This window comes from Pseudoruegeria sp. SHC-113, assembly GCF_025376885.1.
In the GTDB taxonomy this organism is placed as follows: Bacteria; Pseudomonadota; Alphaproteobacteria; order Rhodobacterales; family Rhodobacteraceae; genus Pseudoruegeria.
Map to the genome: position 1 here is coordinate 3,014,168 of NZ_JAHUBR010000001.1, position 13,395 is coordinate 3,027,562.

At 63.7% G+C, this 13,395-nt stretch carries 15 protein-coding genes; 8 read left to right on the plus strand and 7 right to left on the minus strand.

Features of this window, described 5'->3' with window-relative positions:
* Window position 1: 1 nt before the first annotated feature.
* The 6 genes from KVX96_RS14765 to coxB all read right to left on the minus strand — a co-directional run bounded on the left by KVX96_RS14765 (window position 2) and on the right by coxB (window position 4,254).
* Complete coding sequence (locus KVX96_RS14765) at window positions 2-679, minus strand: SURF1 family protein (RefSeq protein WP_261195322.1); 678 nt, start codon at window positions 677-679, stop codon at window positions 2-4.
* A 103-nt stretch (window positions 680-782) separates the two neighbouring features.
* The gene (locus KVX96_RS14770; RefSeq protein ID WP_261195324.1) at window positions 783-1,583 is read right to left on the minus strand and encodes a cytochrome c oxidase subunit 3; all 801 of its coding nucleotides are present in this window, start codon (window positions 1,581-1,583) and stop codon (window positions 783-785) included.
* 25 nt (window positions 1,584-1,608) lie between these two features.
* Window positions 1,609-2,193, minus strand: coding sequence for a cytochrome c oxidase assembly protein (locus KVX96_RS14775; protein WP_261195464.1), 585 nt, complete (start codon window positions 2,191-2,193; stop codon window positions 1,609-1,611).
* A gap of 5 nt (window positions 2,194-2,198) precedes the next feature.
* Complete coding sequence (locus tag KVX96_RS14780) at window positions 2,199-2,381, minus strand: hypothetical protein (RefSeq protein WP_261195326.1); 183 nt, start codon at window positions 2,379-2,381, stop codon at window positions 2,199-2,201.
* 12 nt (window positions 2,382-2,393) lie between these two features.
* Window positions 2,394-3,335 carry a heme o synthase gene (gene cyoE, locus KVX96_RS14785; protein ID WP_261195328.1) on the minus strand — a complete coding sequence of 314 codons (942 nt, stop codon included), beginning with the start codon at window positions 3,333-3,335 and terminating at the stop codon, window positions 2,394-2,396.
* Window positions 3,336-3,390: 55 nt separating this feature from the next.
* On the minus strand, window positions 3,391-4,254 hold the full coding sequence (coxB, locus tag KVX96_RS14790; protein WP_261195330.1) for a cytochrome c oxidase subunit II: 864 nt from the start codon (window positions 4,252-4,254) through the stop codon (window positions 3,391-3,393).
* A gap of 180 nt (window positions 4,255-4,434) precedes the next feature.
* Here coxB and tldD point away from each other — a divergent pair, with 180 nt between their 5' ends.
* From tldD to KVX96_RS14820, 6 genes are all read left to right on the plus strand, one after another.
* Window positions 4,435-5,856, plus strand: a complete 1,422-nt coding sequence (tldD, locus tag KVX96_RS14795) for a metalloprotease TldD (RefSeq protein ID WP_261195332.1) — start codon at window positions 4,435-4,437, stop codon at window positions 5,854-5,856.
* Between the two features lie 78 nt (window positions 5,857-5,934).
* Window positions 5,935-7,068, plus strand: a complete 1,134-nt coding sequence (dprA, locus tag KVX96_RS14800; RefSeq protein ID WP_261195333.1) for a DNA-processing protein DprA — start codon at window positions 5,935-5,937, stop codon at window positions 7,066-7,068.
* A 91-nt stretch (window positions 7,069-7,159) separates the two neighbouring features.
* On the plus strand, window positions 7,160-9,712 hold the full coding sequence (topA, locus tag KVX96_RS14805) for a type I DNA topoisomerase (RefSeq protein ID WP_261195335.1): 2,553 nt from the start codon (window positions 7,160-7,162) through the stop codon (window positions 9,710-9,712).
* Window positions 9,713-9,888: 176 nt separating this feature from the next.
* Window positions 9,889-10,584 carry a CoA transferase subunit A gene (locus tag KVX96_RS14810; protein ID WP_261195336.1) on the plus strand — a complete coding sequence of 232 codons (696 nt, stop codon included), beginning with the start codon at window positions 9,889-9,891 and terminating at the stop codon, window positions 10,582-10,584.
* On the plus strand, window positions 10,584-11,210 hold the full coding sequence (locus tag KVX96_RS14815; protein ID WP_314733132.1) for a CoA transferase subunit B: 627 nt from the start codon (window positions 10,584-10,586) through the stop codon (window positions 11,208-11,210). Before KVX96_RS14810 ends, KVX96_RS14815 begins: the two co-directional genes overlap by 1 nt.
* The gene (locus KVX96_RS14820; RefSeq protein ID WP_261195338.1) at window positions 11,203-11,493 is read left to right on the plus strand and encodes a GNAT family N-acetyltransferase; all 291 of its coding nucleotides are present in this window, start codon (window positions 11,203-11,205) and stop codon (window positions 11,491-11,493) included. The genes KVX96_RS14815 and KVX96_RS14820 overlap by 8 nt, the downstream gene beginning before the upstream one ends.
* Here KVX96_RS14820 and KVX96_RS14825 read toward each other — a convergent pair.
* Window positions 11,490-12,368, minus strand: a complete 879-nt coding sequence (locus tag KVX96_RS14825) for a lytic transglycosylase domain-containing protein (RefSeq protein WP_261195339.1) — start codon at window positions 12,366-12,368, stop codon at window positions 11,490-11,492. The genes KVX96_RS14820 and KVX96_RS14825 overlap by 4 nt on opposite strands.
* A gap of 367 nt (window positions 12,369-12,735) precedes the next feature.
* On the opposite strand from KVX96_RS14825, the gene KVX96_RS14830 reads away from it, so the two are divergent.
* Entirely contained in the window at window positions 12,736-12,957 is a 222-nt protein-coding gene (locus KVX96_RS14830) for a Flp family type IVb pilin (RefSeq protein WP_261195340.1), read from the plus strand.
* Window positions 12,958-13,253: 296 nt separating this feature from the next.
* Window positions 13,254-13,395 (plus strand): Flp family type IVb pilin (locus tag KVX96_RS19225; protein WP_409977130.1); only part of this gene is annotated, 142 nt, incomplete at its 3' end.

Sequence of the window (13,395 nt, forward strand, 5' to 3'; positions counted from 1 at the left end):
TTCAAAGGGTTTTGCGGTTGATACGCCAGAGCAGGAACGCTGTCATCCCCAACCAGACAATCGCGAGCCCGAACCACGTGAGGACGTATTCCAAGTGATCGTTGGGAATGCCGGAGGAGTCCAGCGGGAAGGGCGCCGTGACCTGTTCCGTTTCCGACGTTTCGCGCAGAACGATCAGCACGGGCTCGGTGTTCAGATGCGCGGCCATTGCCGGGATGTCGCGGCCAAACCAGATGCCCGCGACGAGATCCGGTTCGGGCGTTGAGGAGGTCATCTCGTCGGGCCAGTGCAGATTGCCGGTGATCTGCGCCTGCACCGGCGGGCGCGAGGCGTTCTTGGCCTCCAGCGCGACCCAGCCGCGATCCAGCAGCAGGCGGCGGCCGTCCTCAGACTCAAAGGCGCTCACGATCCTGTAGCCGGGGCCGATCTTCTTCACGCTGCCAAGGATCTGGATTTCCTGATCGGTGATCGTGCCCGTGGCTGTAACGGGAAGGTATTGATCCGCGTCCTGCGTGGGGGCCTCGGGCACCGGCACGGGGGCGGCGGTGATCGTCGTGTCGATCTCGGCAAGGATCGCCTCTTTCCACGCGAGGCGCTGCAATTGCCATGTCCCGAGCGAAATCAGAATGGCGGCCCCGCCGAGGCCGAAGAGAAGCGGAAGGAAGATCCGTTTGAACACTGCGAAGGGCATCCCTACTCAAACCGAAAGCGCGAAGCCTCAGGCTCCGCGCTTTGCCATTTCCAGATGCGGGCGCTGAATGTTCAGCGCCCGGCGCTAGGGCTCAGGAGCCCCAGATGTAGACGGCGGCGAAGAGGAAGAGCCAGACAACGTCCACGAAGTGCCAGTACCAAGCGGCGGCCTCGAAGCCGACGTGCTTTTCCTGCGTGAACTGGCCAGCCTGAACGCGCAGCAGGCAGACGAACAGGAAGATCGTGCCGATGATCACGTGTGCGCCGTGGAAACCCGTCGCCATGAAGAAGTTGGCGCCGTAGATGTTGCCGGAGAAGCCGAAGGCGGCGTGGCTGTACTCATAGGCCTGGAACACGGTGAAGATCGCACCCAGCATGATGGCGATGATCAGGCCGTTGCGCAGATCCTTGCGGTTGTTCTCATGCACCAGCGCGTGGTGGGCCCAGGTCGCGGCACAGCCAGAGAGCAGCAGGATCAGCGTGTTGATCAGCGGCAGGTGCCAGGGATCAAACGTCTCGATGCCGACCGGCGGCCAGACGCCGTCCACCGCCGGGCTTTCCGGGCCCATCGGGTACATGGCGTGCTTGAAGAAGGACCAGAACCAAGCCGCGAAAAACATGACTTCGGACATGATGAACATCAGGAAGCCGTAGCGCAGGCCGATGCGCACGACGGGCGTGTGATCGCCGGCTTGGCTCTCGGCGATAACGTCTTTCCACCAGCCGAACATGACGTAGAGCACGCCGACAAGGCCGATCAGGAACATCCACGGGCCGTTGTCATGGAACCAGACAACAGCGCCGAAGAGCATGACGAAAGCGCCCAGGGCGCCGAGCAGCGGCCAGATGGAAGGCGGCAGGATGTGATAATCGTGGTTTTTAGCGTGCGCCATGTTCGTTTCCGTCCCTCATTTCGCGCTAACTGTCGTCGCCCGTCCGCTGCACTTTCACGGCGGCGGTTTCCTCGGGCAAGTCGGTTTCATAGAAAGTATAGCCGAGCGTGATATGCCCAGTATACTTCGCTTCCCTGTCGTTGACGATCTCCGGATCCACGAAGAAGGTCACCGGCATCAATACGGTTTCGCCCGGCTGCAGCACCTGCATCTCGAAGCAGAAACAATCGATCTTGGTGAAATAGTTGCCCGCCGAATAGGGGGCGACATTGTAGCTGGCGGTGCCGGCGATGGGTTTGTCGGTGGGGTTGTGGGCCTCGTAGAAGGCCAGACCCGTCTCGCCGATCTTGATCTCCATCTCGCGCTCGACCGGTTTGAACGTCCACGGCATGTCGCGCTCAAGGGAGGCGTCGAAGCGGATCTTGATCGTCTTGTCGAGAATCACGTCCGAGCCGGCCTCTGCGGTGTTTGTCACCCCGCCAAAGCCCGTCACGCGGCAGAACCAGTCGTAAAACGGCACGGCCGCCCAGGCCAGCGAGCCAAACAGCAGCACCACGCCAAGGGTCGCTGCCACGGATTTCTGTTTGCCAGTCATCTTCTTGCCGGTCATCGCCATCAGTTGCTCTCCACCATTTCGGGGCGAGGAGCATGGTCAAATCCCTGCATCGGATCGCCACGGGTGACCTTCACAACGGTCAGCCCGAAGACAATGGCCACGAACCCGATCAGGCACAGCCCAACCCCAAGGTTGCGGCTGAAGCGGCGGGTGTGAAGTTCGTGATCCTTGGAGATTGCCATCCTAGCCCCCAATCAAGCCCAAAGGCCCATCACCCCGAGCGCGGCATCGGCCAGCAGCGCGAGGAAGTGGAGGAAAAGATAGAGCAGCGACACTTTGAAGAAAGCGCGTTCGGCCTTGTAGCCATCAGCCTCGGCGGTCATTTCGTCGCGCCGCCACAGGCCGATCGCGCCAAAGATGAACCAGGCATTCATGGCCACGGCCGTCACGGTGTAAACCGGGCCGCCGATGGAGGTGAAGGCAATGCCGATCGTCACGACAGCCAGCAGCAGCGTGTAGACGAGGATATGCGTGCGCGTCGCCTTGCGCCCGTGGGTCACGGTGAGCATGGGCACGCCGGCCTTGGTGTAATCGTCGTTCATGAAGAGCGCGAGCGCCCAGAAGTGGGGCGGGGTCCACATGAAGGTGATGGCGAACATCAGCACGCTTTCGATGCTGATCCCGCCGGTGGCCACGGCCCAGCCGATCATCGGGGGGAAGGCCCCGGCGGCACCGCCGATCACGATGTTCTGCGGCGTCCAGCGCTTGAGCCACATCGTGTAGATCACGACGTAGAAGAAGATGGTGAAGGCCAGCAGGCCCGCGGCAACCCAGTTGGAGGCGAGGCCCAGCATGACAACCGACATGAAGGAGAGCGCGATGCCAACGGCGAAGGCTTCCTCGCGGCCCACCTTGCCCGCCGGCACGGGGCGGCCTTTGGTGCGCTTCATCACCACGTCGATGTCGGAGTCGTACCACATGTTCAGCGCGCCGGAGGCTCCGCCACCGATGGCGATGAACAGGATGGCGCAGAAGCCGACAAACGGGTGCACCGGTGTCGGCGCGACCAGAAGCCCGACGAAAGCCGTGAAGACGACAAGCGACATCACGCGCGGCTTGAGCAGCGCGAAATAGTCACCGAAGCCGGCCTCTTGCGGGCCGGCCTTGGATTGGATGTCGTAGCTGGTATCCGTCATGGTCTGGCTCTCTCATGGTGGAGGCACCCGCTTAAGGGTGCCTCACGCCTTGTCGTTAGTCAGCGGAAGCAACTTTCACCGGAAGCGGCTTGCCGGCGTATTCGGCAATCGCGCCGTCCAGCCACTGGGCATAGGCCTCTTCGCTCACCACTTTCACGGTGATCGGCATATAGGCGTGATCCTTGCCGCACAGCTCGGAGCACTGGCCGAAGTAGATGCCTTCTTTCTCGGCCTTGAACCACAGTTCGGCGATCCGGCCCGGCACGGCGTCCTGTTTCACGCCGAAGGCGGGGATCGTCCAGGAGTGGATCACGTCAGCACCCGTCACCTGCATCACAACCGTCTTGTTGATCGGCACGACAACGGCGGTGTCGGTGGCGAGAAGATATTCGTCTTCGGCGTAGCCATGCTCGGCCAGCGCGTTGCGGCCCAGCATGAAGCTGTCGAAGCCGAACTCGTGGTCGGTGTACTCGTAGCCCCAATACCACTGGTAGCCCGTCACCTTGATGTTGATGTCGCCTTCCGGGATCTCCTGCTGCTTGAATAGGATCGGCAGCGAGAAGGAGCCGATGACGAGCAGAATGACGATCGGCACCACGGTCCAGGCGATTTCAACCGGCGTGTTGTGGGAGAAGGTGGCCGGAACAGCGTTGCGCTTGCGGTTGAAGCGGATGATCACATAGGCCAGCAGCGCCGTGACAAAGAGGGTGATCACGGTGATGATCACCAGAAGGAAGCCGTCCAGCCACTGGAGGTCACGTGCCAGTTCGGTGGCGGCGGGCTGGAAGCCCGTGCCCTTCGGGATCGGCTTACCGATGACTTCGAGATCGCCCAGCGCGTCCTGCGCGAAAGCCCCCGTTGCCAGAATCGTTGCCAGAACTGCTGCCCAGAGGCCCGAAAGAAGGTTCAGAAGTCGCATGTCCGTTTCCTGTTCGCAGATCGGCAGCTCCCCACTGCCGACGCATCCGGCCCTCACCGGCCGGAATCCCATTGTGTTCGGAGCGCTTGAAACCATATTAATGCGGAGCGAACAAGCACCTCTTGCGCGGCAAACAGCCGCTTGTGGTTGCGCGTCCTTGTAAATCAGGAGTTTTACCCCATGACCGAGGCCCCTTTCCGCCCCTTTGAAACCAAGCTGGACGAGGCGGCGGCGCTGCGCATCCTGCAGGCGGCGACGGCAGGGGCGGATGATGGCGAGCTGTTCCTGGAACGCCGCCGGTCGGAGGTCCTGGTCTTTGACGACGGGCGCGTGAAGACGGCGAGCTACGACGCCTCCGAAGGCTTCGGCCTGCGCGCCGTGCGGGGCGAAACCGCCGGCTACGCCCATTCCACAGAGATCAGCGAGCAGGCCCTGAAACGCGCCAGCGAAACAGCACGGCTGGCGGTGGGCGATGGCGGCGGCACATGGGCCGATGCGCCCAAGGCCAGCAACCTGCGGCTCTACTCTGATGAGAACCCTATTGCGCAGGCCAGCTTCCCGGCCAAGATCGAAACCCTGCGCGAGATCGACGATTTCACCCGTGGGCTTGATAAGCGCGTGGTGCAGGTGTCGGCCACCATCGCCGCCGCCATGCAGGAGGTGGAGATCCTGCGCCCGGACGGGGTGCGGGTGGTGGATGCGCGCCCGATGAGCCGGGTGAATGTCTCAGTGATCGTGGAGGAAAACGGCCGCCGCGAATCCGGCAACCACGGCGGCGGCGGGCGCGCGGGGCTCACCGAGCTGGTGCAGCCCGCCCATTGGCAGTCCGCCGCGCGCGAGGCCTTGCGGATCGCGCTGGTGAACCTGCGCGCCGAGCCCGCGCCTGCGGGCGCGATGGACGTGGCGCTCGGGCCGGGCTGGCCCGGCGTGCTGCTGCACGAGGCCGTGGGCCATGGGCTTGAAGGCGATTTCAACCGCAAGGGCACCTCGGCCTTCTCGGGCCGCGTGGGCGAGCAGGTGGCGGCCAAGGGTGTGACGGTGCTCGATGACGGCACAATCCCGGACCGGCGCGGCTCGATCAGCTTTGACGATGAGGGCACGCCCTCGGGCAAGAACGTGCTGATCGAGGACGGCGTGCTGGTGGGCTACATGCAGGATCGCCAGAACGCGCGACTGATGGGCGTGGCCCCGACCGGCAACGGGCGGCGCGAAAGCTACGCCCATGCGCCGATGCCGCGGATGACGAACACTTACATGCTGGGCGGTGAGGCCAAACCGGAAGAGATCGTGGCCGAGGTGAAAGACGGCATCTACGCCGTGGGCTTTGGCGGCGGTCAGGTAGACATCACCAACGGCAAATTCGTCTTCTCCTGCACGGAAGCCTACCGTGTGAAGAATGGCGTGGTGGGCGCGCCGGTGAAAGGCGCAACCCTGATCGGCGACGGCCCCACCGCGATGACACAGATCCGCGCCATCGGCAACGACATGGCGCTGGATCCCGGCGTCGGCAATTGCGGCAAGGCGGGCCAATGGGTGCCGGTGGGCGTGGGCCAGCCGACTCTGCTTCTGGGCGGGCTCACCGTGGGCGGCTCCGCGCGATAGGGAAAATTTTCCGCCTACTGTTTAGAAGCCATTAACCAACCGGGCGCATGATCTTCCTTGCAAGCCAAGGGAGCCACGATGCCCGAAGATGCCGCTTCGCCCCACCCCCCACTCACCTCACCCTCCGGGGAAGGTGGCCGGGTCTCGTGGCTCCGCCTGATCCGCTCCCACCGCGTGGGAGTGGCCACCTTTTACCGCCTGCTCGCGGAACACGGCAGCGCCGAAGCCGCGCTGGAGGCCCTGCCAGGCGTGGCCCGCGCTGCCGGCTTAAGCGATTACCATCCCTTCAGCGAGGCGGCCGCCCGCGCCGAATGCGCCGCCGCACGCGCCGCCGGCGCGCAGATGATTCTGCACACCGATCCCACCTACCCGCCCCTGCTGCGGGAGCTGGACGATGCCCCGCCCCTGCTCTGGCTGCGCGGCGATCCAACCCTGCTCACCCGCCCCGCCGTCGCCCTGATCGGCGCGCGCAACGCCTCCTCGCTCGGCACCCGCATGGCGCGGCGGCTGGCGGCAGGGCTTTCCGAAGCCGGCTATGTGATCGTCTCGGGGCTCGCGCGCGGGATCGACGCCGTGGCCCATGCCGAATCCCTCGCTGGTGGCACGCTGGCCGTCTTTGCCGGCGGGGCGGATGTGATCTATCCGAAGGAAAACGCGGCCCTTGCGGCAGATATTGCCAAACGCGGCGCGATCCTGAGCGAAATGCCCATGGGGCTTTACCCGCAGGCGCGTAACTTCCCGCGCCGCAACCGCATCGTCTCGGGCCTCTGCCGCGCCACAGTCGTGGTGGAGGCCGCCGCGCGTTCCGGCAGCCTGATCACCGCCCGCTTTGCGGCAGATCAGTCCCGCGAGGTCATGGCGGTGCCCGGCCACCCGTTCGACGCCCGCGCCTCGGGCTGCAACATGCTGCTGCGCGACGGGGCCACCCTGGTGCGCGGGGTGGAAGATGTGCTGGAGGTCATCGGCCCGGCCCATCCGCCCCAAGGCAGCCTGCCCCTGCCCGACACGGCGCCCAATGCCGCCGCCCCGCGCATTCCGCATGCCGATCTGCACCGCAAGATCCTTGCCACCCTCGGCCCCTCCCCCGTGGCCGAAGATCAACTGATCCGCGATCTGAAGCTGCCCGCCGAGGCCGTCGGGCCGGAACTTGTGACACTGGAACTGGAGGGCAAGATCCACCGCGCGCCGGGCGGCCTGATCTCGCTCAGCTGAAAACCCTTGTGAAATCGCGGCATTGACATTCCACAATTCGCGGCCACATTTTGCGCCGCCATAAGCTCGTGGAAGAGTCGAGAGGAATTTCATGCCCGTCGTCGTTGTCGAATCCCCGGCCAAAGCCAAGACAATCAACAAATATCTGGGAAGCGACTACACCGTTCTGGCGTCCTACGGCCACGTGCGGGATCTTCCGCCGAAGGACGGATCCGTCGATCCCGAGCACGAATTCGAGATGACGTGGGAGGTCGGAAACGACTCTCGCAAACACGTGAAGGCCATCGCGGATGCGCTCAAGGACGATGACGCGCTGATCCTCGCAACTGACCCTGATCGCGAAGGCGAGGCCATCTCCTGGCACCTGCAGGAGGCGCTCACCAAGCGCCGCGCGATCAAGAAATCCACCGCCGTGAGCCGCGTGGTGTTCAACGCGATCACCAAGAGCGCCGTCACCGAGGCGATGAAGAACCCGCGCGACGTGGATATGGAGCTTGTCGAAGCCTATCTAGCCCGCCGCGCGCTGGATTATCTGGTGGGCTTCAACCTCTCGCCGGTGCTCTGGCGCAAGCTTCCGGGCGCACGCTCTGCGGGCCGGGTGCAATCGGTCTGCCTGCGGCTCATCGTGGAGCGCGAGATGGAGATCGAGGCCTTCAAGGCCCGCGAGTACTGGAGCGTGAAAGCGCTGCTGAAAACGCCGCGCGGGCAGGAGTACGAGGCCCGCCTCACGGTTCTGGGCGGCAAGAAGCTCGACAAATACGATCTGGCCAACCAATCCGCCGCCGATCTGGCCGTGCGCGCCATCGAAAGCCGCGATCTTTCCGTGCAGCGGGTGGAGGCCAAGCCCGCCAGCCGCAACCCCTCCCCGCCCTTCATGACGTCAACGCTGCAACAGGAAGCCAGCCGCAAGTTCGGCTTCGGCGCGCGCCAGACGATGAACGCCGCCCAGCGGCTCTATGAAGCCGGCCACATCACCTATATGCGGACCGATGGCATCGACATGGCGCCCGAGGCCGTGACGGCGGCCCGCGATGCGATCAAGGCCAAATTCGGTGCCGAATACGTGCCGGGCGAGCCGCGCATCTACAAGAACAAGGCCAAGAACGCGCAGGAAGCCCACGAATGTATCCGCCCCACGGATATGATGCTGGACCCGGCGAAACTGGCCAAGCTCGAACCCGACCAGCGTCGGCTCTATGATCTGATCTGGAAGCGCACCATCGCCAGCCAAATGGAAGGCGCGCGTCTTGAGCGCACCACGGTGGATGTGGGCAGCGCCGATCAGCAGGTGCAACTGCGCGCCACCGGGCAGGTCGTGCTGTTTGACGGCTTCCTTGCCGTCTACGAAGAGGGCCGCGACGACGCCTCCACCGATGATGACGACAAACGCCTGCCGCAGATGAGCGAGGGCGATGCCGCCGCCAAGCAGAGCGTTTCGCCGGATCAGCATTTCACCCAGCCGCCGCCGCGCTACACGGAAGCCTCGCTGGTGAAACGGATGGAAGAGCTCGGCATCGGCCGCCCCTCCACCTATGCCTCCATCGTGACGACGATTCAGGATCGCGAATACGTCCGCAAGGAGCAGAACCGCCTTATCCCGGAGGATAAGGGGCGGATCGTGACGATCTTCCTGCTGAACTTCTTCCGCAAATACGTCGGTTACGAGTTCACGGCGGATCTGGAAACCATGCTCGACGACGTCTCCGCCGGGGAGCGCAACTATAAAGAGGTGCTGGCGAATTTCTGGCGCGATTTCTCCGCCGCCATCGCCGAAACCAGCGAGCTGCGCATCTCCGAGGTGCTGGACGTTCTGGATGACGCGCTCGCGCCCCAGCTCTACCCGCCGCGCGAGGATGGCTCCGATCCGCGGATCTGCCCGAAATGCGGCACCGGCCAGCTGCATCTGAAAAGCTCCCGCACCGGCGGCTTTGTGGGCTGCGGCAATTACCCGGAATGCACCTATACCCGCCCCATCGCGGGCGAAGGTGCCGACGGCGATGAGCGCCTGCTGGGCGAGGATGCGGGCGATGAGATCTGGCTCAAGGCGGGCCGCTTTGGGCCTTACGTGCAGCGCGGTGAACCGACGCCCGAGAACAAGAAACCCCCGCGCGCCTCGCTGCCGCGCGGCTGGTCCAAGGACGATATGGATCTCGAGAAAGCGCTTGTGCTGCTCTCCCTGCCGCGCGAGATCGGGGTGCACCCGGAAGGCGGCGAGATCAAATCGAACTTTGGCCGCTTCGGCCCCTACCTGATGCACCAACTGCCCGATGAGGCCAAACCGGTCTATGCCAACCTCAAGGATCCGGCCGACGTGTTTGAGATCGGCATGAACCGCGCGGTGGAGCTTCTGGCCGAAAAACGCGCCAACCCGGGGCGCGGGCGCGGTGCGGCGGCCAAAGCGCTGAAGGAACTGGGCGAACACCCCGAGGAGGGCGGCCCTGTCAACATCATGGAAGGCCGCTATGGGCCCTACGTGAAATGGGGCAAGGTCAACGCCACGCTGCCCAAGGACACCGACCCGAACGCGGTGACGATGGAAGAGGCCGTGGCCCTGATCACAGAGAAGGCCGGCAAGAAGGGCGGTGCCAAGAAGAAGGCCGCTCCGAAGAAGACAGCGGCCAAGAAAACGGCCTCCAAGAAATAACAAAGCGGCGCTTAGGCGCCGCTTTTTCTTATGCGGCAAAGGGTTGCGAAATCTTGCCCCGCCAAAACATGAATGGATTGTCATATTTCTTCTGCTGCAGCGCGGCATTTCATTGACTCCGCCGCGACGCCACGTCACAACACCGGGCAGGAGAGAGCAATTGCGGGAAATCTGACATGAAAAAGGTTTACGGCTCGGCTGCGGAAGCGCTGGACGGGCTTTTGCAGGATGGCATGTTCATCGCGGCGGGCGGCTTCGGCCTCTGCGGCATTCCGGAGCTTCTGTTGCAGGCCATCAAGGAGGCCGGCACGAAGGATCTGACCTTCGCCTCCAACAACGCGGGCGTGGATGATTTTGGCATCGGCATCCTGCTGCAGACGCGGCAGGTGAAGAAGATGATCAGCTCCTACGTGGGCGAAAACGCCGAGTTCATGCGGCAGTATCTGTCGGGCGAGCTGGAGCTTGAGTTCAACCCGCAGGGCACTCTGGCCGAGCGCATGCGCGCCGGCGGCGCGGGCATCCCCGGGTTCTACACGAAAACCGGCGTGGGCACCGTGATCGCGGACGGCAAGGAGCATAAGGATTTCGACGGCCAGACCTACATCATGGAGAAAGGCATCTTCGCTGATCTTGCCATCGTGAAAGCCTGGAAGGCCGATGAAACCGGCAACCTCGTGTTCCGCAAGACGGCGCGCAACTTCAACGTGCCCGCCGCCACCTGCGGCAAGATCTGCGTGGCGGAAGTGGAAGAAATCGTACCCACGGGCTCGCTTGATCCCGATGGCATCCACCTGCCGGGGATCTACGTGCACCGCCTGATCAAGGGCGATCACGAAAAACGCATCGAACAACGCACGGTCCGGGGGGCATAATCATGTGGGATCGCAATCAGATGGCCGCCCGCGCGGCACAGGAACTGCAGGACGGCTGGTATGTGAACCTCGGGATCGGCATCCCGACGCTGGTGTCCAACTACATTCCCGAAGGCATCGAAGTGACGCTGCAATCGGAGAACGGGATGCTCGGCATGGGCCCCTTCCCGACCGAGGATAAGGTCGACGCCGACCTGATCAACGCCGGCAAGCAGACGATCACCGAACTGCCCCAGACGGCCTATTTCGACAGCGCCACCTCTTTCGCCATGATCCGCGGCGGCAAGATCGCCATGGCGATCCTTGGCGCGATGGAAGTGGCCGAGAACGGCGATCTGGCCAACTGGATGATCCCCGGCAAGCTCGTGAAGGGCATGGGCGGCGCGATGGATCTGGTAGCCGGTGTGGGCCGTGTTGTGGTGGTGATGGACCACACCAACAAGAAGGGCGAAAGCAAGGTGCTGAAAGAATGCACCCTGCCGCTCACCGGCAAGGCTGTGGTGGATCGCATCATCACCAACCTCGGCGTCTTCGACGTTGTCGAGGGCGGGCTGAAGCTTGTCGAGCTGGCCGATGGCGTCACCGAGGACGAGGTGCGCGCCTCCACCGAGGCCACACTTGTCTGAGGACAGCATCAAGAAAGAGGTCAGCGGCTCCAAGGGCCGCTACCTCCTGATCCGCGACGGGCATGAGGCCGAGCTGACCTTCTCGATCGCCTCCCCCACGCTGGTGATCGCCGATCACACGGGCGTGCCGGAGGAACTGCGCGGCACAGGCGCGGGCCGGGCGCTGTTTGAAGCGCTCATTGCGAATGCGCGTGCGGATGGCTTCAAGATCGTGCCGCTCTGCCCCTTCGTGAACGCCGAACGGCGCAAACACCCTGGCGCCGCAGATCTCTTCGCCGGTTAACGCGACGCGGTTCTGAGCCCGAAGACGCAGCCATCCGTGGCCAGTTCCGGCGGCGTCTGGCACAGCCCGCGCGCCACTGTCCAGGCCGAGATCACCTTGGGCACATAGGCGCGGGTTTCGGCATAGGGCGGCACGCCGCCGTTCTTCTTCACCGCATTCTCCCCCGCGTTGTAGCCTGCCAGCACAAGGATGGGATCGTTGTCGAATTCCTTCATCAACCAGTCGAGATAGGCCACCCCGCCCGCGATGTTCTGCGCCGGATCCGTCACGTCGTCCACGCCGAACCGCTCTGCCGTTGCGGGCATCAGCTGCATCAGCCCCTGCGCCCCGGCGGAGGAAACGGCCTGCGTGCGGCCCGAGGATTCCACCCCGATCACCGCCAGCACCAGCGCGGGAGAGACACGCGTGCCGATCGTGGCCTTCAGGATCTCGGTGCCATGGCGCGTGGCAATCTCGTGTAGTGTCTGCATCCGGGGCACGCCGATCCCCTGCCCCTCCGGCGCGCGCCGCAGCTGCGACACAGCCAGCGCAAGCCGCCCGGGGCCGCTGTCAGACAGATCCGGCGAGACGCCGCGCCAAAACCAGCCCGTCATCGCCTCCGAGGGCAGACCTGCAGCCGCAGCGGCCGCAACGGCAGCAGTGTCTGCCGTGCCAGCATCCCTCTCCTTGCGCTTGGGCAAGGGCGGCGGCGGCCATTGCACAGAGTCGTCGATCTGCACCGTGATCCGCTTCTTTGCGCCCGCTTCGGGCACTTTCACGCGTTTGAAGGTGAAATCCTGCTGCGGCCACGCGCTTTCCGCCACCGCAGGCGCGGGCAGCGCGTGCGTGGCAACGGCGAGGGCCGCGACCATCGTTCCATAAATGAAGCGCCGCATGCTGCGGTCTCCTGCTCTGCCTCGGTGTGTTTTCTTGTTTTGTTGGCGCAGAGCATCGCAAATTTCGGCCCCTGCCGCCAGAAATTTGCGCCCAATAGCGTGAGTTGCTCCCCGTTTCCGGGCGAAAACCACACAAGTGCCGAGGGGACACTTAAAAACTTCATGATAATTATCAATTGTTTAACTGGTTTTCGGGCCGAAATTCACCATTACTTAAAATTGCACGATGGTCGCCCAACTCTTGCCCCAATCCGGGAGCCTTATAGCGTCATACCGAGGCGGACAGACGGCAAAAGCCTGATGGAAAGTCCGACAAGGTGAGTGAAACGAGCGAACCTGAACCACAGATCCTTTGGAGGGACCTACCATGATCATCAAGCTTTTCAAGAACTTCGCCAAAGACGAATCCGGCGCCGTGACCGTTGACTGGGTCGTGCTGACCGCCGCTCTCGTGGGCCTCGGCATTGCCGTCCTGTCCACCGTTGCCACGGGCGTTGACAACGTCAACACCGACCTGTCGGCCTCCTTCACCTCCGGCCAGACCTTCTCCACGCAAGGCGACGGCGTGACCGCCACCGTGATCGACTAAGACGTCTCCGGCTGATTAAAGCCCTGACGCGCGAAAGGCCGCCCCACCGGGCGGCCTTTTTGCTTTCTCCAACAGCTGGCGCTGGCCCGCTTTCCCCCCTGAAATGGCCCACAAAAGGCATAAGACTTCCTGAAAAGACCGCGCAGCCGCCCAATTTGTGCCCCGATGCGCCGCCATAACATCCTCATACCGAGGCGGACACGGGGCCCTGAGCGCCAAGCCAAAGGGCCAACCGAGGCAACGTCCAAGCCGGTCAAGACTGAGCGAACCTGACATCTGATACTGGAGTGACTACTATGATCATCAAGCTTTTCAAAAACTTCGCCAAAGACGAATCCGGCGCCGTGACCGTTGACTGGGTCGTGCTGACCGCCGCTCTCGTGGGCCTCGGCATTGCCGTCCTGTCCACCGTTGCCACGGGCGTTGACAACGTCAACA